This is a genomic window from Kluyvera fluvialis, from assembly GCF_059725275.1.
The window spans coordinates 4082971-4105329 of sequence record NZ_AP046142.1; the positions used below are offsets into that span (position 1 = coordinate 4082971).

Sequence of the window (22359 nt, forward strand, 5' to 3'; positions counted from 1 at the left end):
CATGGCTAAAACACTGTATGAAAAATTGTTCGATGCCCATGTGGTTTATGAAGCGCAGAATGAAACGCCACTGCTGTACATCGACCGCCACCTGGTGCATGAAGTGACCTCACCGCAGGCATTTGATGGCTTGCGCGCGCACAACCGCCCGGTGCGTCAGCCTGGTAAAACCTTCGCGACTATGGATCACAACGTCTCAACGCAGACCAAAGATATCAATGCCTCTGGTGAAATGGCGCGCATTCAGATGCAGGAGCTGATTAAAAACTGTAACGAGTTTGGTGTCGAACTGTATGACCTGAATCACCCCTACCAGGGCATTGTGCACGTGATGGGGCCAGAACAAGGCGTGACGCTGCCGGGGATGACTATCGTCTGCGGCGACTCCCACACCGCCACCCACGGCGCATTTGGCGCACTGGCATTCGGGATTGGCACTTCAGAAGTCGAACACGTACTGGCGACACAAACCCTGAAACAGGGTCGCGCCAAAACCATGAAAATTGAAGTCCAGGGCAAAGCCGCGCCAGGTATCACGGCGAAAGATATCGTGCTGGCGATTATCGGTAAAACCGGTAGCGCAGGCGGAACGGGGCATGTGGTGGAGTTCTGCGGCCAGGCGATTCGTGACCTGAGCATGGAAGGCCGCATGACGCTGTGTAACATGGCGATTGAAATGGGTGCGAAAGCCGGTTTGGTTGCGCCGGATGACACCACATTCAACTATGTCAAAGGCCGTCTGCACGCGCCGAAAGGCCATGATTTCGAAGAGGCCGTCAACTACTGGAAAACGCTGCACACCGACGAAGGCGCGCAGTTCGATACCACCGTCACCTTACAGGCCGAAGATATTGCGCCGCAAGTGACCTGGGGAACCAACCCAGGCCAGGTGATTTCGGTCAATGACAGCATTCCTGATCCCGCCTCGTTTAACGACCCTGTGGAACGCGCGAGCGCCGAGAAAGCGCTGGCCTATATGGGCCTGAAGCCAGGCATCCCGCTGACCGACGTGGCGATCGACAAAGTGTTTATCGGATCTTGCACTAACTCGCGGATCGAAGATTTACGTGCAGCGGCAGAAATCGCCAAAGGGCGCAAAGTCGCACCCGGCGTTCAAGCGCTGGTGGTGCCAGGCTCTGGCCCCGTAAAAGCGCAGGCTGAAGCGGAAGGTCTGGATAAGATCTTTATCGAAGCCGGTTTTGAATGGCGTCTGCCAGGTTGCTCGATGTGTCTGGCGATGAACAACGATCGCCTGAACCCAGGGGAGCGCTGCGCATCCACCAGCAACCGTAACTTTGAAGGCCGTCAGGGCCGTGGTGGGCGCACCCATCTGGTCAGTCCGGCAATGGCCGCCGCCGCCGCCGTTAGCGGCCATTTCGCCGATATTCGCAGCATCAAATAAGGAAACCATCATGGCAGAAAAATTTACCCAACATACTGGCCTGGTGGTTCCGCTGGATGCCGCAAACATCGACACCGATGCCATCATTCCTAAACAGTTTTTGCAGAAAGTGACCCGCACTGGCTTTGGCGCGCACCTGTTTAACGACTGGCGTTTCCTTGACGACAAAGGCGAGCAGCCAAACCCAGAGTTTGTGCTCAACTTCCCAGAGTACAAAGGGGCGTCTATTTTGCTGGCGCGGGAAAACTTTGGCTGTGGTTCTTCCCGTGAACACGCGCCGTGGGCGCTGACCGACTACGGTTTCAAAGTGGTGATTGCCCCCAGTTTCGCCGATATCTTCTATGGCAATAGTTTCAACAACCAACTGCTGCCGGTGAAATTAAGCGATAAAGAGGTGGATGAGCTGTTCGACATCGTACTGGCGAATCCGGGGATTCAGTTTGAAGTAGACCTGGAAGCGCAGGTGGTGAAAGCGGACGATAAATCATACAGCTTCAAGATTGATGACTTCCGCCGCCACTGTATGCTCAACGGCCTCGACAGCATCGGCCTGACCTTACAGCATGAAGACGCCATCTCCGCTTACGAGAATCAGCAACCGGCGTTTATGCGCTAACGGTTCCACCGTCGCAATTCCCCAACCCGATCATTCGATCGGGTTTTTTATTGCCCTCTCCCTGAGCACCCCATTAAACCGACCGCTAATTAACATCAAATTTGCGAGTACAATCGGTGATTCATGTAACGCAACAACATGTGAACTGGCTTACATTCTTGAACTCCATCACACTTTATAGTGAGCGCCATCATTATCAGGAGCGGTTTAATCACCATGGCATCCCTCAAAGACGTAGCCAAAAAAGCAGGCGTATCCACCGCTACCGTGTCCAGGGTTCTCAATAATCACCCAAGTGTGATCCCTGAAACGCGTAAGGCGGTACGTGATGCGATGGATTATCTTTGCTACGTGCCAAGTAAAAGCGCCGTTCAGTTGAGCGGCAAATGCTCCGGGCTGATTGGCGTGGTGCTGCCCAATTTGGTTAATCCTCACTTTTGTGAACTGCTGGCAACCTTTGAGGAAGAGGCGCGCTATATTGGCAAATCGGTGATTGTGAAAACGCATCAGAACCAGCCATTGCAGGACAAACAACTGCTTCACACGTTAGTGGGCATGGGCGTTGATAGCTTATTGTGGGTACCAACCGAAGCGGAGCGCGAGCTTTCGGAGTGGTTAACGGTTACCAATATTCCGCTAGCCGTGGTCACGCAGGTATCGCGTTTTTTTAACTCGGTTTCTATCAACCAGAGCAAAGGCGCAGAAAGCATTGCCGAGCATTTTATCCAGACTGGGCATACCTCATTTGGTTTTATTGCCCAGGATGGCGTCGATAATCGTAAGGTCTCCTCCTACACCAAAAAGATTGCCAGTCATGGCCTGGCCGTTGCCAGCGATAACCAGTTCTGGATACCGAAAGGCGAAGGGGAAAAAATTGTCGAACATATTAATACCCTTGACGTCATCATTGAAAAACTGACCGAACAATATAAAACGTGCTCATGCCTGTTAATCTATAACGATGTCGCCGCCAATTATATTATTGACGGTCTGAAGGCAAAAGGGATTGCCGTGCCACAAGATATTGCTATTGCAAGTTTCGACAATACACTATTAGCGCAAACAAAAAAGATCACCAGCATCGCCCAACCGATTAATGAAATTGCCCATTTAGCGTTTCAAATGGTCAACCATAAAAAACAGCAAGATAATATCGAAATGTACGAAATAACCTCTCGGCTCATTATCCGCGAGAGCAGCGTTAATATTAATGTTACAACACTTTAAATCAATTCAATAATGAAAACGGTGTAATTTATTACGCCAGGTATTTCCTACAGTAAAAAATATTTTTGGCATCACCGGTCATCACGACCCGTGTCATCTATTTATCACTGCGCTAACGGCGCAATAACGAGGTGTGTACTTATGCATACTGAAATACTGGGGCGGCGAGACCCTTACGAAAAAATCAGCCTGAAAGAGAAAATTGGCTACGGCATGGGTGATGCTGGTTCAGGGATGATCTGGAGCGTACTGGCGCTCTACCTGACCTGGTTTTATACCGATGTTTACGGGCTAGATGCGGGCCTAGTGGGCACACTGTTCCTGGTCATTCGTATTTTCGATGCCTTTAGCGACCCGGCGATGGGGGCCATTTGCGACCGCACCCGCACCCGTTGGGGGAAATTCCGCCCGTGGCTGCTGTGGATGGCATTCCCGTTTGGCCTGTGTGCGGTGCTGATGTTTACCACCCCAGATTTAAGCATGAATGGCAAAATTATTTACGCCTGGGTTACGTATCTGATCATGTCATTAATCTATACCGCCATTAATATTCCCTATTGTTCAGTCGGCGGCGTTATTACGCTCAACCAAAAAGAACGGATGGGCTGTCTGTCCTGGCGTTTTTTCCTCAATGGCCTGGCGACCTTAATTATTTCCTCCTCAATTTTGCCGTTAACCGACTGGCTGGGTAATGGCGATCGCGCCTCTGGTTTTCAAATGACCATGATGATCATGGGCGGTGCGGCCACCTTAATGTTCCTGTTCTGCTTCTCCAGTATAAAAGAACGCGTGGTTTCAATTCGAGAAAATGAATCGTTATTGAAAGATCTAAAAGATATTACGAAAAACGATCAATGGTTATTAATGATTTCCATTACCTTTCTTAACGTGTTCCCCGCGTTTATTCGCGGCGGCGTCACCATTTATTACGCCACCTACGTGATGAAAGCCTCCGTTGGCTTTATTACCTTTTTTATGGCGCTCGGCGTGGCCTGCAATATGCTAGGCAGCGTGATTGCGAAACCGCTGACCGACCGTTTTGACAAACTGGTACTGTTCCGCGTTATCAATATTATTCTCGGCATTCTGTCGCTGGCGCTGTGGTTTGTTGACCCAACATCGCTGACGCCGCTGCTGGCGCTGTTTATCGTCATTAATATTCTGCACCTGATCCAGTCCGGCCCTATCCTGTGGGCGATGATGTCCGACGTTGACGACTACGGCGACTGGAAGTTCGGTAAACGCCTGACCGGCATCTCCTTCGCGGGCAACCTGTTTATGCTCAAAATGGGGCTGGCGGTTGCAGGGGCAATTGTCGCGTGGATCCTGGCCTACACCGGCTATATTGCCAACAAGCCACAGCAGAACCCAGAAACCATTAACGGCATCATCATGATGTTCTCACTGCTGCCGATGGTGAGCTACTTCATCAGCGCGTTTATGGTGCGCTACTTCAAGCTCAACAACGCCTTCCTCGAAAAAATCAAATCAGACCTCGCTAAACGTGAGCTGGAAAAAGGTCGTCAACACTCACAGGAGCTTCATGATGTCCCTGTCGTTTAATATCAAACGCGGTCAGCGCCTCGATCTGTGGCTTAAAGAGACTCAGCCGTCAGCGCAACCGCTGTTTACTGTCAACGTTAACGGTAAGACTGAGTTTAAAATTCAGCAGGCGCCGCGCTACTACCAATATTTTAGCTGGACGGCCTGGCAGGACGGCATCGCTACGCTTGCGTGGTTATCAGAGCACAGTGAAATCTCACTGTGCTACACCTGGCATCCAGACTCCTTACCCACTGATGGCGTCACGTTTATCGCCACGCAGCCGGATGACTTCCGTCTGCTGAGCGCCGCCTGTCTCGCCGACTGGTATCAGCAAGAGCCGATGCGCCCCGCGCTGCACTTCTCACCGCGCACCGGTTGGATGAACGATCCTAATGGCCTGCACTATAAGAACGGCGAATGGCATCTGTTTTACCAGTACCATCCGCATTCAACGCAATGGGGGCCGATGCACTGGAATCATGCCGTTAGCCACGATCTCTATCGCTGGCGGCACTACCCTATTTTCCTCCAGCCGGAGCAAAACCTGGCAGCGCTGGGGGCGACGGGCGGCGCATTTTCCGGCAGCGCGTATACCGATAAACAAGGGCAAACCCGCTTCTGGTATACCGAACGGCTTCCGGCCTACGACCTGTATCGCGGCTACCGCGAAATTCAGAAAATGGCCGTGCCGCAGCCAACCTACGATAAACCAGAGTTGGTGAAAACGGTGCTCACCGAGCTGCCGCCTGGTGTCGATTGTGATTTCCGTGACCCAAAAGTCTGGTATGAGGAGGCTGACGCCACCTTTTATATGATTCTTGGCGCATCGGTTGACGGCGACCCGGCGATGCTACTTTTCCACTCTCCCGACAGTGAAAGCTGGGCATTCCATCATGTGCTGTACGTCGCTCCGGCCTATTTCCGTGAAAACGGTGGTCGCAGCGTTGAATGCCCGGATTTTTACTGCCTTGATGGCGTATGGGTATTGATCCTCAGCGTCGTGGGCTACAAAGAACCCACCACTGGCCGACACAATATTCTGTTCGCGCAAACCGGTGATTTCCGCGAGGGTTATTTCACCCCATCGGCGCAACCGCTCCAGATGCTCGATTTCGGTACGGAATTCTATGCCCTGCAAACCTGGGGGGAAGAAGATAGCCGGACAGGCTTTGCCTGGCTGTTCAACTGGGCGACGCAAAAGCAGGTCGCCTCGGCCTACAGCGGTGAAATGTCTCTACCGCGCCGTTTTCATCTTAATACGCAACAGCAGGTATGCATGACGCCGGTATTGCCGCCGCCATCACTCATTGCCAGCCAGGAGATTGTGCCCGACGCCGTTCAGTGGTCGCACGCTGAAGGCTACAAAGCCTGCACAATCACCTTTGCCCCTCAAACGCCATTTTGCCTGACATTAACCGGCGACAGCGGCCAGCTACTCAGCCTGACGCACGACGGTGAAAAGCTCACGCTCAAAGAGAACGGTGTCGATGACGGGCGCTATCACGCGCAGATAACCACGATAAGCGACGTCACGCTGTGCTTTGACGCCGGCATTGTTGAAGTGTTTGCCCACGGCGGCAGCGTCTGCGGAACCCGCCGCTACTACTCATGCAGCAGCGTCACTGGCGTTCAGCTCATCGGCGCATCGGCAGAACTAACCGCATACCGTACAGCCTGGGCTGAAGAATAAGTCTATTTTTACAGGAGAGTGATTGATGGTGCGTAAGAATTATTACGATGTCACTGAGTGGCAGGTGGGTAACCCGTATCAAGATATTGGCGAGGTTCTCAATAGCATTATCGCGGATATTAAAAGCCGCCAGACACAAACGAATCTTAATGATGGCGGTAAACCCGGTGCGGCGATTTATATTCCGTCCGGTGATTATCACCTCAAAACGCAGGTCGTTATCGATATCAGCTACCTGAAAATTATGGGCTCCGGGCATGGTTTTGTTTCATCAAGCATTCGTTTTAACACGCCAGTAGAAGAATGGCCGAACTTACATGATATCTGGCCGGGTGGCAGCCGTATTCTGGTGGATCTCGCGCCCAAAGCGGGTGATGCCGAGCACGCAGGTGCGGCGTTTTATGTAAAGCGCGACGGTGCGCCGCGCATCAGTTCGGTCGAATTTGAAAACTTCTGTATTGATGGCCTGCACTTTGTCGATAATGGGCTTGGTCACAACGATCCAGAAAACACTTATACCAACGGCAAAACGGGGATTTACATTGCCAGCGCGCAGGACTCTTTCCGCATCACGGGAATGGGCTTTATTTATCTGGAGCATGGGCTGACCAGCTATAACTCCGATGCGATGGCGGTGCATAATAACTTCATCGCTGAATGCGGCAACTGCATCGAACTTCGCGGGGCCGGTCAGGCGTCAAAAATCACCGACAACCTGATGGGCGCGGGCTATAAAGGCTATTCTCTCTACGCGCAAAATTTCGGCGGGCTGTTAATTGCCACCAATAATATTTTCCCGCGTGGTGCAAGCAGCGTTCATTTATCGGGCGTTGTGCGCTCGTCGATCACCAGCAACCGCTTCCACTCTTTCTATCCCGGCATGTTGGTCTTTAGCGAAAATTGTACCGAGAATCTGGTTTCCGCTAACCACTTCTTGCGTGACCATGAACCCTGGCCACCGATGCAGAAATATGACAATGGTTTAGAAGACAGCTACGGCTTGCTGCACATTAACGGCAGCAATAACTCAATAATTTCTAACCATATTTCTGAAACTATCGATACCCAGTATCTTAAACCATTGGGAAGCAAACCGGTTATCATCCGCGTGGTTTCCGGTAAGGGAAACTATATTGCGAATAACCATATTGTCGCCACCACCGAAACGGCTCGCGCCCAGACACAGGCGTCAGAAGAAGATGCCTGTTTCGCCGCCCAGGTTGAAGCGCTCCTGACCACCGCCAGCCTGAAAGCGCTGGATGTCACCGCCGTACTGGTTGAAAAAGAGTCGCAGCAAAATACGATTCTGGATTCAGGAAGCGATGCGCAGATGGTTCTCGATAAACGGGTCAACGCACTTCGGGCAACCCCAACGCCGGGCGCAGACTACGCGCAATGAACCGGCAGCGCGCCCGCCAATGACGCCATTTCAGCGGCATCGGAGGTCAATAAACGGTTCCGCTAAAGCAAAGGCGCGAGGAAAATCCCTCGCGCCTCATCACACATTCTTTACGCGGCTGGTCACGTACAGCGCCACCAGAGAGATCCCGGCGATCGCCCAATACACCGCGAAGTGACCAAAGTTTTGCGCCAGCGCGCCCTGAATCATTCCCGCAAGAATTACGCCAGTCGAAATACTGTTCGTAAACAAAGTCGTTGCCGCCCCAGCAGCGCAGTGCGGCTGTGAAAGAAAATTAAGCCGATGTAGAACAGCACGCCCGCCGCCACCGCCGTCACCATCATGCGGCGTTTACCAAAGCGCTTAACGTAGTATCCGGCAAGGATCATCGCCGGAATTTCCAGCCCTGCCGCCGTGCCCATCAGCACACCCGCCAGGCTATCCGGCAGGCCAAGAACGCTGCTAATCCACAGCGGCATATCAATAATATACATGGTGTTGCACGTCCACATCAGCGTGGAGGCGATAAACAGCATCCGCACATTGCGGTCTTTCCAGCCACTGACCTGCGTCACGTCAACATCTGCCGCTGCCTCAATACGCGCTACCGACGGTAGCATCAGGGCAATCATCATCAGGCACAGGGCGAAGATCCCGGCGGCGATGGAAAACATCATCGTGAAGCCGTAATTCAGCGCCAGCATAAACGCCAGCGGCGGGCCAATCACCCACGCCAGCGATAGCTGGGCACGCATCACCGAGCTGAACATCACCACTTCTCGCGCCGAGCTGTCGGCATACTCGCGCGCCAGGGCAAACAGTTGCGGCATCGCGGCGTTCGCGATGGACGCCAGCAGCACACCGCAGGTAATCAGCGTCAGGTAGTGGCGGTTGAAGGCAAACAACAGCGCGTTACCGACTGCCATCAGGCAGCAGAACATAATCAGCTTTCGGCGATCCCCCTGGCTGTCGGAGCGTTTCGCCAGCCACAGGCTCACCAGAATCCCGGCAATCGCGTTCACGGTGTAAAAAAGCCCCACCCAAAACGGCTGCGCGTCAACTTCTCGGCTAAGAAACAGGCTCAAGGTCGGCGCCTGTAACGCTCCCGCGATGCCCATCATAAAAGCCACCAGCATAAAGGCGGCATAGACACCGTTAAGACGTCGTCCCATCGTCATAATCCACAGCATGTGAACTCCTGTAAGCGCGCGAGAAATAAAAAAAGCCAGCAGATGATACCTGCTGGCAAATACTCAGTCACACATGATTTGGCGATTTAATAATCAGAAGTCGGTTGTGTAACGTCCCATTGCATCAGAAAGTTCAGCACCTCAAACCGCTGTGCCGTCGCCTGGCGGGCCAGCCAGGATACATTCTTAGTGGCAGAAAAATAACGCTGGTAAAACTGATACATGGTGACCTCCTCAAATCCCCTATGGATTTCGCGTTGCAGGAAGGCTGCAAGCCTGTCAGGAGGCGCGGCCAGGAAAATTGCAATGCGAAAGACGACGGGTGGGCATCTCCTCGCTTCATCGAAAATCATTATTGGCCTAATATAGGGATTAATAAATTGCTGAGTTTTTATCAGGAGTTCCCCTTTTATGCCGTCTGGTCGATTGCAACAACAATTCATCCGTCTGTGGCAATGCTGCGACGGCAAAGCGCAGGAGACAACGCTTAACGAGCTGGCGGAACTGCTGAGCTGCTCACGCCGCCATATGCGCACGCTACTCAATACAATGGAAGCGCGCGGCTGGCTCACCTGGCAGGCCGAGGCGGGGCGCGGCAAGCGTTCGCGGTTAACCTTCCTCTACACCGGGCTGGCGCTCCAGCAACAGCGGGCAGAAGATTTACTTGAACAAGACAAAATCGAGCAGTTAGTACAACTGGTCGGCGATAAATCCACCGTTCGCCAAATGCTGGTTTCACATCTGGGGCGCAGCTTTCGCCAGGGGCGGCACATTTTGCGCGTGCTTTACTACCGCCCAATGCAAAACCTGCTGCCCGGCACGGCGATGCGCCGCTCAGAAACGCACATTGCGCGGCAGATTTTCAGCGCCCTCACCCGCATAAATGAGGAAAACGGGGAACTGGAAGCGGATATTGCGCACCATTGGCAGGAAATTTCCCCGTGTCACTGGCGTTTTTATTTACGCCCAGGTATTCATTTCCACAATGGTCGCGAGCTGGAAATGGACGATATCATCCGTTCCCTGCAACGGATTAACACGCTGCCGATGTATACCCATATTACGCGTATCGTCTCGCCCACCGCCTGGACTCTGGATATCCACCTCTCACAGCCAGACCGCTGGCTACCGTGGCTGCTGGGGCATACCTCGGCAATGATCCTGCCGCAAGAGTGGCAAACGCTGTCGAATTTTGCGCGCCAGCCTATTGGCACGGGGCCGTATGCGGTGGTTCGCAATAACCAAAACCAGCTAAAGATTCATGCGTTTGAGGAGTATTTCGGCTATCGGGCGTTAATTGATGAAGTGAATGTATGGGTATTGCCCGACGTCGCCGACGAGTTGAGCTGTGGCCTGACCTTACAAGGCACGACGGAAAGCGAGCAGGCGGTAGAAAGCCGCCTGGAAGAAGGCTGTTACTACCTGCTGTTCGACGCCCGCTCCCCGCGCGGCGCAAACCCACAGGTGCGCCAGTGGCTGAGCCATATTCTGGCTCCCGCCAACCTGCTGTACCATGCCAGCGAGCAGTATCAACAATACTGGTTCCCGGCCTACGGCCTGCTGCCGCGCTGGCATCACGCTCGTAGCAAAGCCTGTGAAAAACCGGCGGGGCTGGAGAGCGTCACCCTCGGCTTCTACCGCGACCACGTCGAGCACAAAGTGATTGCCCGCCTGATGGAACAACTGCTGGCGGAACATCAGGTCAAACTGGAAGTGAATGAAATCGACTACCAGGAATGGCACGCCGGCAACATCATCAGTGATCTGTGGCTCAACAGCGCCAACTTTACCCTGCCGCTCAACTTCTCGCTCTTTGCCCATCTGTGCGAAACGCCGTTGATCCAGAACTGTATTCCTCGTGACTGGCAGGCCGATATTAATCAGTGGCATTCCGGCGAGCTGGATCTCCCGGCATGGAGCCAGCAATTGCTGGAACAACAGGCCATTGTGCCGCTCATCCACCATTGGTTGCGCATTCAGGGGCAGCGCAGTATGCGCGGGGTGCGCATGAACACGCTGGGCTGGTTTGATTTTAAATCCGCCTGGTTTGCGCCACCCGATCCGTAACCTTTTGCGATTATTCACATAAACATTACAATAGCGGCGTTCTCAACGGGGTGCTGATTAACAGACACAACATCATGCGAATTTCACACGATGACGCGTCTGGGCTGAGAAAATACCCGTCGAACCTGATCCGGATAACGCCGGCGAAGGGATTTGAGGCTGACTCAAAATCCTTTGCCACCCATTTACTGAGGTGCAAAGTGTTCAAAAAATTACTTCCCCTGCTGCTGCTGATTGCCGCGCCAGCATTTGCAAAACCCGTCCTCACTGTCTACACCTACGACTCATTTGCCGCCGACTGGGGTCCAGGCCCAACGGTGAAAAAAGCGTTTGAAGCCGACTGCAACTGCGAACTGAAATTTGTCGCGCTGGAAGACGGCGTTTCGCTGCTCAACCGTCTGCGTATGGAAGGCAAAAACAGCAAAGCCGACGTGGTGCTGGGGCTGGATAACAACCTGCTGCAAGCGGCAACCGACACCGGGCTATTTGCCAAAAGCGGCGTACCAACCGACGCGGTGAGCATCCCCGGCGGCTGGAAAAACGAGACCTTTGTGCCGTTCGACTACGGTTATTTCGCTTTTGTGTACGACAAAAATAAACTCAAAAACCCGCCGGAAAGCCTGAAAGAACTGGTCGAGAGCGACCAAAAATGGCGCGTTATCTATCAAGACCCACGCACCAGTACCCCGGGATTAGGGCTGCTGATGTGGATGCAAAAAGTCTACGGCGATAACGCACCGCAAGCCTGGCAAAAACTGGCGGCAAAAACCGTTACCGTCACCAAAGGCTGGAGCGAAGCCTACGGCCTGTTCCTGAAAGGGGAAAGCGACCTGGTGCTGAGCTACACCACCTCTCCGGCTTATCACATCATCGACGAAAAGAAAGATAACTACGCGGCAGCGTCGTTTGCAGAAGGCCACTATTTGCAGGTAGAAGTCGCCGCGCGCACGGCGGCCAGCAAACAGCCGGAACTGGCGCAAAAATTCCTCCAGTTTATGGTTTCGCCTGCGTTCCAGAGCGCAATTCCAACCGGCAACTGGATGTATCCGGTCACTCAGGTGACACTGCCAGAAGGCTTTAACGGCCTGGTGAAACCGCAAACCGCGCTGGAATTTACCCCACAGCAAGTCGCTGCCGAACGTCAAAACTGGATTAATGCATGGCTTCGCGCCGCCAGCCGCTAATCGCCCGCTGGCTGTATCCGGGGCTGACGGCGACCACGCTGATGGTTGCCGTCGCCCTGGCGGCTTTTTTGTCGCTGTGGCTTAACGCGCCGGAAACCTCCTGGACGACGCTGCTTAGCGATAGCTATCTGTGGCATGTGGTGCGCTTCTCTTTCTGGCAGGCGTTTTTATCGGCACTGCTGTCGGTACTGCCCGCGATTTTCCTCGCCAGAGCGCTTTACCGACGGCGCTTTCCAGGCCGCCAACTGCTGCTGCGCCTGTGCGCAATGACACTGATTCTACCGGTGCTGGTTGCCGTGTTTGGCATTCTCAGTGTTTATGGTCGTCAGGGCTGGCTGGCACAACTGTGCCAATGGTTTGGCGGGCAGTGGCATTTTTCCCCCTATGGCCTGCAAGGTATTTTGCTGGCGCATGTGTTTTTCAATATGCCGATGGCAACCCGTCTGCTGCTTCAGGCGCTGGAGCAAATTCCCGGCGAGCAGCGCCAGCTTGCCGCCCAACTCGGGATGCGCGGCTATCCGTTCTTCCGCTTTGTAGAGTGGCCGTGGCTACGGCGGCAAATTCTGCCTATCGCCACGCTGATTTTTATGCTGTGCTTTGCCAGTTTCGCCACCGTGCTGTCTCTGGGCGGCGGGCCGTCTGCTACCACCATTGAGCTGGCTATCTATCAAGCGCTGAACTTTGATTACGACCCCGCGCGGGCGGCAATGCTGGCACTGATTCAGATGAGCTGCTGTCTGGCGCTGGTGTTATTAAGCCAGCGGCTTAGCCGGGCGATTGCCGTTGGCAATAGTCACGTTCAGGGCTGGCGCGATCCCGACGACCGCTGGCACAGCCGCATCGCCGATAGTCTGCTGATTTTGTTCACGCTGCTGTTATTGCTGCCGCCGCTGCTGGCGGTGGTGTTCGACGGCATCAACCCGAATATGTTGCAGGTGCTGGCACAGCCGGTGTTATGGCAAGCGCTGGGCACTTCGCTACGTATCGCGATTGCCGCCGGTTTGCTGTGCGTGCTGCTGACCATGATGCTGTTGTGGAGCAGCCGCGAGCTACGGGCGCGCAACAGGCCACTGGCCGGTCAGGCGATGGAGTTGAGCGGCATGTTAATCCTCGCGATGCCGGGTATCGTACTGGCGACCGGGTTCTTCTTGTTGCTGAATAACACCATCGGCCTGCCGGAATCGGCGGATGGCATCGTTATCTTCACCAATGCGCTGATGGCCGTGCCCTACGCGCTCAAAGTGCTGGAAACGCCGATGCGCGATATCACCGCCCGCTACAGCATTCTGTGTGAATCTTTGGGGCTTTCTGGTTTTAACCGCCTGAAAGTGGTGGAGTTACGCGCCCTGAAACGCCCGCTGGCACAGGCGTTGGCCTTTGCCTGTGTGTTGTCGATTGGTGATTTTGGCGTGGTCGCGCTGTTTGGCAACGACGATTTCCGCACGCTGCCGTTTTATCTGTACCAACAAATTGGTGCATATCGTAGCCAGGACGGCGCGGTGACCGCGCTCATTCTGCTGCTGCTCTGTTTCCTGCTGTTTACCGTTATTGAAAAGTTACCTGGACGCCATGCTAAAACTGAATGATGTCACCTGGCTGTATCAGCATTTGCCTATGCGCTTTACTGTGTCGATTGCGCAGGGCGAAAAGGTGGCGATCCTCGGCCCTAGCGGCGCGGGGAAATCCACGCTACTGAATCTGATTGCCGGTTTTCTTCCCCCCGCCAGCGGGGCGCTGCTGCTTGAAGGCCAGGATCACACCGCCACACCGCCTTCGCAGCGGCCGGTGTCGATGCTATTTCAGGAAAATAACCTTTTCAGCCACCTGACGGTGCACCAAAACATTGGTCTGGGGATGAGCACCACGCTCAAGCTCAACGCAGAGCAACAGCGTAAGTTGCTCGCGATTGCCGGGCAAATGGGCATTGAATCTATGCTCGACAGGCTGCCCGGTGAGCTTTCCGGCGGCCAGCGGCAACGTGCCGCGCTGGCGCGTTGTCTGGTGCGTGCGCAGCCAATTTTGCTGCTGGACGAACCTTTTTCCGCCCTCGACCCAGCGCTGCGTCAGGAGATGCTGCAATTGGTTGATGATGTTTGCCAGCGCCAAAATTTGACGCTGCTGATGGTGTCACACAGCGTGGAGGATGCCGCGCGCATTGCGCCACGGTCGATAGTCGTAGCTGAGGGGCGCATCGCCTGGGACGGCGAAACGCAAGCGCTATTGAGCGGACACGCCAGCGCGTCGGCGCTGTTGGGGATTCACGCATGAATACCCGTTTGTAGGTCTGATAAGCGCAGCGCCATCAGGCTTTGTGCCCGAATGCCGGATGGCGGCTTCGCCTTATCCGGCCTACGGGATCAGTGCCAGTTTGTAGGCCTGATAAGCGCAGCGCCATCAGGCATGACCACAGCCCGGAATGCTTCACCGCCGCTCTCCGGTTTCAAGATGATTGATATCACCCGCCCAATCCATCGGATAACCCCCCTGGCGAACATCACGGTGAAAAGTCGAAAATGGCCAATCGCGAACCCGCGATACCCAGCCATGTTTAAGCGGATTAATGTAAATGTAATCGATATGCCGTCGGTAATCGTCCTCACCACGAATCGCATGTTCCCAAAAACGCGGCTGCCATACGGTCTGGAGCATTAACGATTTGGTGAATCGTTTTTTAATTTCTCGCCAGCGTGACGAAAAATCGCAATCATCCTCCGGGAGCGTCCAGATGCAATGAAGGTGCTCCGGTAAAACCACGCAAGCATTAATATAAAATGGCTTTACCCTTCTCACACAGTGGATTGCTGCGCGCAGTTCTGTAATCCGGTTAATCAATAAATGGCTTTGCCGATTTTTCAGGTTAACCGTGAAAAACCACGTTCCACCGTTGATGTAATAGCGGCGATAGTCTGACATTTCGTTTGTTCCCTAAACAAAATTCAAACGTAGCGGAACAAAAACAAAGGACAGTATGAAGGGACAAATTCAGGAAGGATGATCGCAATTTATATTGTGAATTGCCGGATGGCGGCGTACAAAATCGTGGCGTACAAACCCGCGTAGGCCTGATAAGCGAAGCGCCATCAGGCTTTGTGCCCGAATGCCGGATGGCGGCGTCGCCTTATCCGGCCTACGGGATCAGTAATCCGTATCACAACCCTACGACTTTGCGCAGGATTTCAATATATACCGGCATCAGCGGATGGCGGATAACCGTCACCAGCGCCATCACTCCGACGCCAAGCATCAGCGGAGCCAGCAACAGCAAACGCTGGCGCGGTAGCAGCGTTGACAGGCGGTCTTGCGCCGCCTTACCGCTACGCCACAGCCGCCAGCACAGCCAACCGCCCAGCCACAGCAGCAACGCCGCCGCCAGCAGCAGCCATTTGAAGCTCGCGCTGTGCTCGTCAGCAGGAATATCGATAGCCGCACCGGCAAGGATCCCTGGCAGGAAATAGAGCGGCGGCCACAGCAGGCAGCCAATGATATTCGGGGTAATAAACTTGCGAATCGGCAGGTCAAGCATCCCGGCCACCATCGGCACTAGCGGGCGCGTCGGGCCAACAAAACGACCAATCAAAATCGTAAACATGCTGTGCTGATGCAGCGCATGCTCGGTTTTATCCAGCAGCGCTTTGTTTTTCTTCATAAACGACCAGCGGTGCAGCGGCTTTTTAAAACGCCAGCCCAGCCAGAAGGAGATCCAGTCACCCAGCAGGCAACCCATAATCCCTGCCAGCCACGCCTGCCAGAAATTCACTTCGCCACTGCCAATCAGCGCGCCAAGCCCCGCCATCATCACCGTGCCAGGCAGGATCAGCCCCACCAGCGCCAGCGATTCCAGAAACGCCACCAGCGCCACCGCAATCAGTGAATAGGCCGTGGACTGAGTAATAAAATGTTCCAGCAGTGCTTGCATAATGTGTCCGGTTTGAAAACGAATCGGCGATTCTCCAGAGCGTCACCAATCACGTCAAGCCTTGAATTGTCTATAGAGTTTACTGGCAAAGACAAAAGCCGACACAATGCATTTCCTTTTCTTTACTTTTTATTCACACCCAGCACGAAATTCGCTGGGGCTAGCGCCGGTGCATTTTTTAAATACTCGTGAGAAATAGAGCTGATCTTCAAAGCCGACGTTTCGTCCGACGGTGGCAATCGGCATCCGCGTGGTGCTCAACAACAGTTTTGCCTGGCTGATGCGTTGGTCTTCACGCCAGCTCAACACGCTCACGCCAAGCTGCTGGCGGAACAGGTGCGACAAGCGCGACGGCGACAGGCATACGTGCTGCGCCACGCTGGCAATATCAAAATGGCTATCCGCCAGGTGATCGCTAATGTATTGGCAGGCGTCGCGTACCCGATTGTCCATTGGCGGATGCAGCGAGGCGTTAATCGCCTCTATCCGGCGCAGCAGCAGTTGCTCCAGCAGATTAATCGCCAGCAGTTCAGAGTAACGCCCCACGCCCTGTCCGGCCTCAATAATTTGGCCGAACAGTTCGGCAATCGCGTTCTGATGCGCCTCATCCGGGCGATAAAACCCCGTTTGCGCGAAGATTGTCGGCCAGTTTAGCCACTCCAGCCAGTAAGCGCGTGGGCGAAAATAGACCCATTGGTGATACCACTCGCTGGCGTCTGGATGGCGCCCATAGTGGTGAATTTCCCCCGGTGGAAACAGCAGCACATCGCCCTGACGGCAAACAAATTGCCGCCCCTGATTTTCAATCACCCCTTCACCGCGCACCGTCAGATTCAAAATGAACCCTTTCATGCCAAGCGGCCGGTCGATGAAAAAATCCAGATACCCTCCGGCTTCAATCGGCGTCAGCCCTGCCACCAAATGGGCGTTAAACGAATAACCAGGCAGCAAGGGATCATTTTGCATTTCAGCCATTTCTGCTCGCTCTTATTGATATCTGAAGAAACCAATTATCCATATTCGGCTTTTTATCCCAGCCCTGAGCTTCCTCACAGAGCAACAGAAGCAAAGCTGCCGACAACCCTGTTATATCAAGGAATTTTGAGAATAAATGTCGGCGATATCCCTGCGTGGAGTCACAACCAAAGTGTCTATAAAGACGGCAGAAAAGTCCACATTGATTATTTGCACAGCGTCACACTTTGTAAGGTAACAGCAATATTATCCATAAGATTAGCGGTTCCAGCCTGACGGTTTTTAGCGGGGATATTTACTGTTTCACTATCACGTTTTCTTTGAGATGGAGTAACACGATGGCAATCGCAATTGGCCTTGATTTTGGCAGTGATTCGGTACGCGCACTGGCGGTGGATTGCGCCACGGGCGCAGAAATAGCTACCCATGTCGAGTGGTATCCGCGCTGGCAGGAAGGCCGTTTCTGCGATGCGCCCCATAACCGCTTCCGCCACCATCCGCGCGACTATATCGAGTCGATGGAAGCCGCGCTAAAAGGCGCGCTCGCGGCGCTTTCCGGCGAGCAACGCACGCAAGTCGTCGGGATTGGCGTCGATAGCACCGGCTCTACGCCCGCCCCTATTGATGCCGATGGCAACGTGCTGGCGCTGAAAGAGGAGTTCGCCGATAACCCCAACGCGATGTTTATCCTGTGGAAAGACCACACCGCTGTTGAAGAAGCAGAAGCGATCACCCGCCTGTGCCATCAGCCAGGTAAAGAGGACTACTCGCGCTATATTGGCGGCATTTACTCCAGCGAATGGTTTTGGGCCAAAATCCTCCATATCACCCGCGAAGATAGCGCCGTTGCTCACGCCGCCGCATCGTGGATTGAGTTGTGCGACTGGGTTCCCGCGCTACTTTCCGGCACTACGCGCCCGCAGGATATCCGTCGGGGCCGCTGTAGCGCAGGGCATAAATCACTGTGGCATGAAAGCTGGGGCGGCCTGCCTCCTGCCGCGTTTTTCGACGAACTCGACCCGATACTTAACCAGCACTTGCCCTGCCCGTTGTTTAACGAAACCTGGACTGCGGATGTGCCCGTCGGCACGTTAACCGCCGAATGGGCGCAGCGCCTCGGCCTTTCCACGCAGGTGGTGATTTCCGGCGGTGCGTTTGACTGCCACATGGGGGCAGTTGGCGCAGGCGCACAGCCGAATGCGTTGGTCAAAGTGATTGGTACTTCAACTTGCGACATTCTGATTGCCGATAAAGACAGCGTTGGCAGCCGCACGGTAAAAGGCATTTGCGGCCAGGTGAATGGCAGCGTGGTGCCAGGTTTTATCGGTATGGAGGCGGGCCAGTCGGCGTTTGGCGATATCTACGCCTGGTTTGGTCGCGTGCTCGGCTGGCCGCTGGAGCAGTTGGCGGCCCAGCATCCTGAGCTGAAAACGCAAATCGAAGAGAGCCAAAAGCGGCTGTTGCCCGCCCTGACCGAAGCCTGGGCGGCGACCCCCTCGCTGGAGCATCTGCCGGTGGTGCTCGACTGGTTTAATGGCCGCCGCACTCCGAACGCCAACCAGCGCCTGAAAGGCGTTATCAGCGATATAAACCTCGCTACCGACGCCCCAGCGCTGTTCGGTGGGCTGATTGCCGCCACCGCATTTGGCGCGCGCGCCATTATGGAATGCTTCACGAGCCAGGGAATTCCGGTCAACAACGTGATGGCGCTGGGCGGGATCGCGCGTAAAAACCACGTCATTATGCAGGCCTGCTGTGACGTGCTAAATCGCCCGCTACAAATTGTCGCCTCTGACCAATGCTGCGCGCTGGGCGCGGCAATTTTTGCCGCCGTCGCCGCCCGCGTTTACCCCGACATTCCCGACGCCCAAAAGCAGATGGCCAGCCGCGTCGAACACACCTTACAGCCGCGTCCTCCGCAAGCTCAGCGCTTTGAAGAACTATATCAGCGCTACCAGCAGTGGGCCGTCAGCGCCGAACAACACTATCTCCCTGCTGCGTCCCAGGCAGCCCAGACTCATTAAAGGATATGACTATGACCGTTTTTGATAACTATGAAGTATGGTTTGTAATTGGTAGCCAGCATCTGTATGGGCCGGAAACGCTGCGTCAGGTCACGCAAAACGCGGAGCATGTGGTCAACGCTTTAAATGCGGAAGCTAAACTGCCGTGCAAGCTGGTGCTGAAACCGCTGGGTACGCGCCCGGATGAAATCACCGCCCTGTGTCGCGACGCCAGCTACGAGCAAAAATGTGCCGGTATGATCGTTTGGCTGCACACCTTCTCACCGGCCAAAATGTGGATTAACGGCCTGACTCTCCTCAATAAACCACTGCTGCAATTCCATACGCAGTTCAATGCGGCGCTGCCGTGGGACAGCATTGATATGGACTTTATGAACCTGAACCAGACTGCGCACGGTGGCCGCGAGTTTGGCTTTATCGGCGCGCGGATGCGCCAACAGCACAGCGTGGTGACGGGTCACTGGCAGGATAAACGCGCCCAGCAGCGTATCGGCTCCTGGATGCGCCAGGCGGTATCAAAACTGGACACTCGCCAGCTAAAAGTGTGCCGCTTTGGCGACAACATGCGTGAAGTCGCCGTCACCGATGGCGATAAAGTCGCCGCGCAAATGAAGTTTGGTTTCTCCGTCAACACCTGGGCGGTGGGCGACCTGGTGCAGATGGTCAACGCAGTCAGCGACGGCGATATGAATGCGCTGGTCGATGAATACGAAAGTTGCTACCGCCTGACGCCCGCCGCGCAAATTCACGGCGACAAGCGCCAGAATGTGCGCGACGCCGCGCGCATTGAGCTGGGGATGAAACGCTTTCTCGAAGAAGGCGGCTTCCACGCGTTCACCACCACCTTTGAAGATTTGCACGGCCTGAAGCAGCTTCCGGGCCTCGCCGTGCAGCGCCTGATGCAGCAGGGTTACGGCTTTGCGGGCGAAGGCGACTGGAAAACAGCCGCCCTGCTGCGCATGATGAAAGTGATGTCCACCGGTCTTGCGGGCGGCACTTCATTTATGGAGGACTACACCTACCATTTCGATGGCGGCAATGACCTGGTGCTCGGCTCGCACATGCTTGAAGTCTGCCCGTCTATCGCGGTAGAAGAAAAACCATTGCTTGATGTTCAGCCTCTGGGCATTGGCGGCAAAGCTGACCCCGCGCGTTTAATCTTCAATACCCAAACCGGCCCTGCGATTGTCGCCAGCATGATTGATCTTGGCGACCGCTACCGCCTGCTGGTCAATACCATCGAAACGGTCAAAACCCCGCACGACCTGCCGAAACTGCCGGTGGCGAATGCCCTGTGGCAGGCGCATCCGAACCTCGAAACAGCGTCTGAAGCGTGGATTCTGGCCGGTGGCGCGCACCATACGGTGTTCAGCCATGCGCTGACGCTCGATGACATGCGCCAGTTTGCCGAGCTGCACGATATCGAAATTACCGTTATCGACAACGAGACTCGCCTGCCAGCGTTTAAAGATGTGCTGCGCTGGAACGAAATGTATTACGCCTTCAAGCGTTAATCGTCGAAACGGATTGCCCGGTGGCACGTCGTTTACCTGGCCTACAAATCATTGCAGGCCGGATAAGCAAAGCGCCATCCGGCCTTCAGGAGCCAACATGTTAGAAGATCTCAAACGCCAGGTGCTCACCGCTAATCTGGCGCTACCGCAGCACAACCTGGTGACGCTCACCTGGGGCAACGTCAGCGCCGTCGATCGCAAACGCGGGGCGCTGGTGATTAAACCCTCTGGCGTGGATTATCAGGTGATGACCGCCGACGATATGGTGGTGGTCAGCCTGGAAACCGGCGAAGTTATCGAAGGGACGAAAAAGCCCTCTTCCGATACCCCCACTCACCGTCTGCTGTACCAGGCATTTCCGGCGCTCGGCGGCATCGTCCATACGCACTCGCGCCATGCCACCATTTGGGCACAGGCCGGTCAGCCGATTCCAGCGACCGGTACGACTCACGCCGACTATTTTTATGGCTCCGTCCCCTGTACGCGGCTGATGACCGATGACGAAATTAACGGGGATTATGAGTGGCAAACTGGTGCGGTGATCGTCGAAACGTTCCGCCAAAACGGTATCGATCCTCGCCAGATGCCCGGCGTGTTAGTGCATTCCCACGGCCCGTTCGCATGGGGGGAAAACGCCGAAGATGCCGTGCATAACGCGATTGTGCTGGAGGAAATCGCCTATATGGGGATTTTCTGCCGCCAGCTAGCACCGCAGTTGCCGGATATGCAGCAAACGCTGCTGGATAAACACTATCTGCGCAAACACGGGGCGAAGGCGTATTACGGGCAGTAACGTCATTGAGCGCCTCCAGTACAGGAGGCACTCTGCTATCACCGGTTATATCAAGAGATCAGCAAACGATCCCAGGCGGTAGTTCCTTGCGGCAATTTCCTGGCGTAAAACCGCTGACGTCAGAACGCCTCCTTCCGCAAGGCGCTGGAAGCAGTAAGCACTCTGCTGTACGGTTTGATCGACAAACCCCGGATGGCACATCATCTCTACCGACATTTCCCCACGACGGTTAGACGCATCCAGCGCGCGGAGGAAAAAATCCAGCGAAACATTTTCCGCATAAAAATCACTGATAAAACCGTCACTGGTTTGTATATTCACGGGTGCAATACCATTTTGCTTGGCAACCTGCCGATCGAACCGTATCGGTAGCCCCTTGTCCTGCGCAAAACGCGAGACGATCGACCAAACTTGTGGAATAAAGTGAACATGATGGTGGCTGTCAATGTGCGTCGGTTTACGCCCAAAGAGTGAGACAAAATGCTGAAATTGCTGCTCAAGTTCATTCTCAACTTCGGTTAGAGAAAGTGTCCCTGCTTTAGCGACCTCCCACACCCATTTTCCCAGCACTCCGTTTCGTTGTAGCGATGGCATTGCCGTTAGAGGCTCGCCATAGGTCAGGACAAAGTGTAATCCAACCGCCAGCGACGGTGTTTCGGCACTCAACTGCGCCGCCAGTTCGATAGCTTCTGCCGTCATCATCGCCGTTGTGGAAGTCACAATACCGCGCCGATGCGCATCAATAATGCCGTAATTAATTCCGGGGCTTAGCCCAAAATCATCCGCATTAACAATGAGTAAACGCTCCATCTGTTTC

The 22359-nt window shown here is 54.6% G+C and carries 18 protein-coding genes, 1 pseudogene and 1 riboswitch; of the genes and pseudogenes, 13 read left to right on the forward strand and 6 right to left on the reverse strand.

Going from position 1 to position 22359, the window contains the following annotated elements; translation table 11 throughout:
• The first annotated feature begins 1 nt into the window (after position 1).
• From leuC to AC6I4B_RS19370, 6 genes are all read left to right on the forward strand, one after another.
• Complete coding sequence (leuC, locus tag AC6I4B_RS19345) at positions 2–1402, forward strand: 3-isopropylmalate dehydratase large subunit (protein WP_497767480.1); 1401 nt, start codon at positions 2–4, stop codon at positions 1400–1402.
• Between the two features lie 10 nt (positions 1403–1412).
• Entirely contained in the window at positions 1413–2018 is a 606-nt protein-coding gene (leuD, locus tag AC6I4B_RS19350; protein ID WP_497767482.1) for a 3-isopropylmalate dehydratase small subunit, read from the forward strand.
• A 216-nt stretch (positions 2019–2234) separates the two neighbouring features.
• On the forward strand, positions 2235–3245 hold the full coding sequence (locus AC6I4B_RS19355) for a LacI family DNA-binding transcriptional regulator (protein ID WP_497767483.1): 1011 nt from the start codon (positions 2235–2237) through the stop codon (positions 3243–3245).
• A gap of 141 nt (positions 3246–3386) precedes the next feature.
• Positions 3387–4808, forward strand: a complete 1422-nt coding sequence (locus AC6I4B_RS19360; RefSeq protein ID WP_497767485.1) for a glycoside-pentoside-hexuronide (GPH):cation symporter — start codon at positions 3387–3389, stop codon at positions 4806–4808.
• Complete coding sequence (locus AC6I4B_RS19365; protein ID WP_497767486.1) at positions 4789–6480, forward strand: glycoside hydrolase family 32 protein; 1692 nt, start codon at positions 4789–4791, stop codon at positions 6478–6480. Before AC6I4B_RS19360 ends, AC6I4B_RS19365 begins: the two co-directional genes overlap by 20 nt.
• Before the next feature lie 25 nt (positions 6481–6505).
• A complete protein-coding gene (locus AC6I4B_RS19370) occupies positions 6506–7879 on the forward strand; it encodes a NosD domain-containing protein (RefSeq protein WP_497767488.1) in 1374 nt (457 codons plus the stop codon).
• A gap of 99 nt (positions 7880–7978) precedes the next feature.
• On the opposite strand, the pseudogene AC6I4B_RS19375 reads toward AC6I4B_RS19370, so the two are convergent.
• Together AC6I4B_RS19375 and sgrT are read right to left on the reverse strand one after the other, a co-directional pair.
• Positions 7979–9069: pseudogene (locus tag AC6I4B_RS19375) on the reverse strand (MFS transporter).
• Between the two features lie 86 nt (positions 9070–9155).
• Complete coding sequence (gene sgrT / locus AC6I4B_RS19380) at positions 9156–9293, reverse strand: glucose uptake inhibitor SgrT (protein ID WP_497772254.1); 138 nt, start codon at positions 9291–9293, stop codon at positions 9156–9158.
• 187 nt (positions 9294–9480) lie between these two features.
• Here sgrT and sgrR point away from each other — a divergent pair, with 187 nt between their 5' ends.
• From sgrR to thiQ, 4 genes are all read left to right on the forward strand, one after another.
• On the forward strand, positions 9481–11136 hold the full coding sequence (sgrR, locus tag AC6I4B_RS19385; protein ID WP_497767490.1) for an HTH-type transcriptional regulator SgrR: 1656 nt from the start codon (positions 9481–9483) through the stop codon (positions 11134–11136).
• A 36-nt stretch (positions 11137–11172) separates the two neighbouring features.
• Positions 11173–11306, forward strand: a riboswitch (TPP riboswitch).
• A gap of 30 nt (positions 11307–11336) precedes the next feature.
• Positions 11337–12320: a thiamine ABC transporter substrate binding subunit gene (gene thiB / locus AC6I4B_RS19390; RefSeq protein WP_497767491.1), complete on the forward strand. Its 984-nt coding sequence runs from the start codon at positions 11337–11339 to the stop codon at positions 12318–12320.
• Positions 12296–13906: a thiamine/thiamine pyrophosphate ABC transporter permease ThiP gene (thiP, locus tag AC6I4B_RS19395; protein ID WP_497767493.1), complete on the forward strand. Its 1611-nt coding sequence runs from the start codon at positions 12296–12298 to the stop codon at positions 13904–13906. Before thiB ends, thiP begins: the two co-directional genes overlap by 25 nt.
• Positions 13890–14588: a thiamine ABC transporter ATP-binding protein ThiQ gene (gene thiQ / locus AC6I4B_RS19400; RefSeq protein ID WP_497767494.1), complete on the forward strand. Its 699-nt coding sequence runs from the start codon at positions 13890–13892 to the stop codon at positions 14586–14588. The genes thiP and thiQ overlap by 17 nt, the downstream gene beginning before the upstream one ends.
• A gap of 153 nt (positions 14589–14741) precedes the next feature.
• Here thiQ and AC6I4B_RS19405 read toward each other — a convergent pair whose 3' ends face one another.
• The 3 genes from AC6I4B_RS19405 to araC form a co-directional block, all read right to left on the reverse strand.
• Complete coding sequence (locus AC6I4B_RS19405) at positions 14742–15233, reverse strand: REP-associated tyrosine transposase (protein ID WP_497767496.1); 492 nt, start codon at positions 15231–15233, stop codon at positions 14742–14744.
• A gap of 235 nt (positions 15234–15468) precedes the next feature.
• On the reverse strand, positions 15469–16236 hold the full coding sequence (locus AC6I4B_RS19410; RefSeq protein ID WP_497767497.1) for a DedA family protein: 768 nt from the start codon (positions 16234–16236) through the stop codon (positions 15469–15471).
• A gap of 129 nt (positions 16237–16365) precedes the next feature.
• Positions 16366–17211, reverse strand: a complete 846-nt coding sequence (gene araC / locus AC6I4B_RS19415) for an arabinose operon transcriptional regulator AraC (protein WP_497767499.1) — start codon at positions 17209–17211, stop codon at positions 16366–16368.
• A gap of 338 nt (positions 17212–17549) precedes the next feature.
• Here araC and araB point away from each other — a divergent pair, with 338 nt between their 5' ends.
• The 3 genes from araB to araD all read left to right on the forward strand — a co-directional run bounded on the left by araB (position 17550) and on the right by araD (position 21542).
• Positions 17550–19235, forward strand: coding sequence for a ribulokinase (gene araB / locus AC6I4B_RS19420; protein ID WP_497767500.1), 1686 nt, complete (start codon positions 17550–17552; stop codon positions 19233–19235).
• Positions 19236–19246: 11 nt separating this feature from the next.
• A complete protein-coding gene (araA, locus tag AC6I4B_RS19425; protein ID WP_497767502.1) occupies positions 19247–20749 on the forward strand; it encodes an L-arabinose isomerase in 1503 nt (500 codons plus the stop codon).
• A 97-nt stretch (positions 20750–20846) separates the two neighbouring features.
• Positions 20847–21542, forward strand: coding sequence for an L-ribulose-5-phosphate 4-epimerase (gene araD / locus AC6I4B_RS19430; RefSeq protein ID WP_497767503.1), 696 nt, complete (start codon positions 20847–20849; stop codon positions 21540–21542).
• Between the two features lie 45 nt (positions 21543–21587).
• On the opposite strand, the gene chbG is transcribed toward araD, so the two are convergent.
• On the reverse strand, positions 21588–22352 hold the full coding sequence (gene chbG, locus AC6I4B_RS19435; RefSeq protein WP_497767504.1) for a chitin disaccharide deacetylase: 765 nt from the start codon (positions 22350–22352) through the stop codon (positions 21588–21590).
• Positions 22353–22359 lie beyond the last annotated feature (7 nt).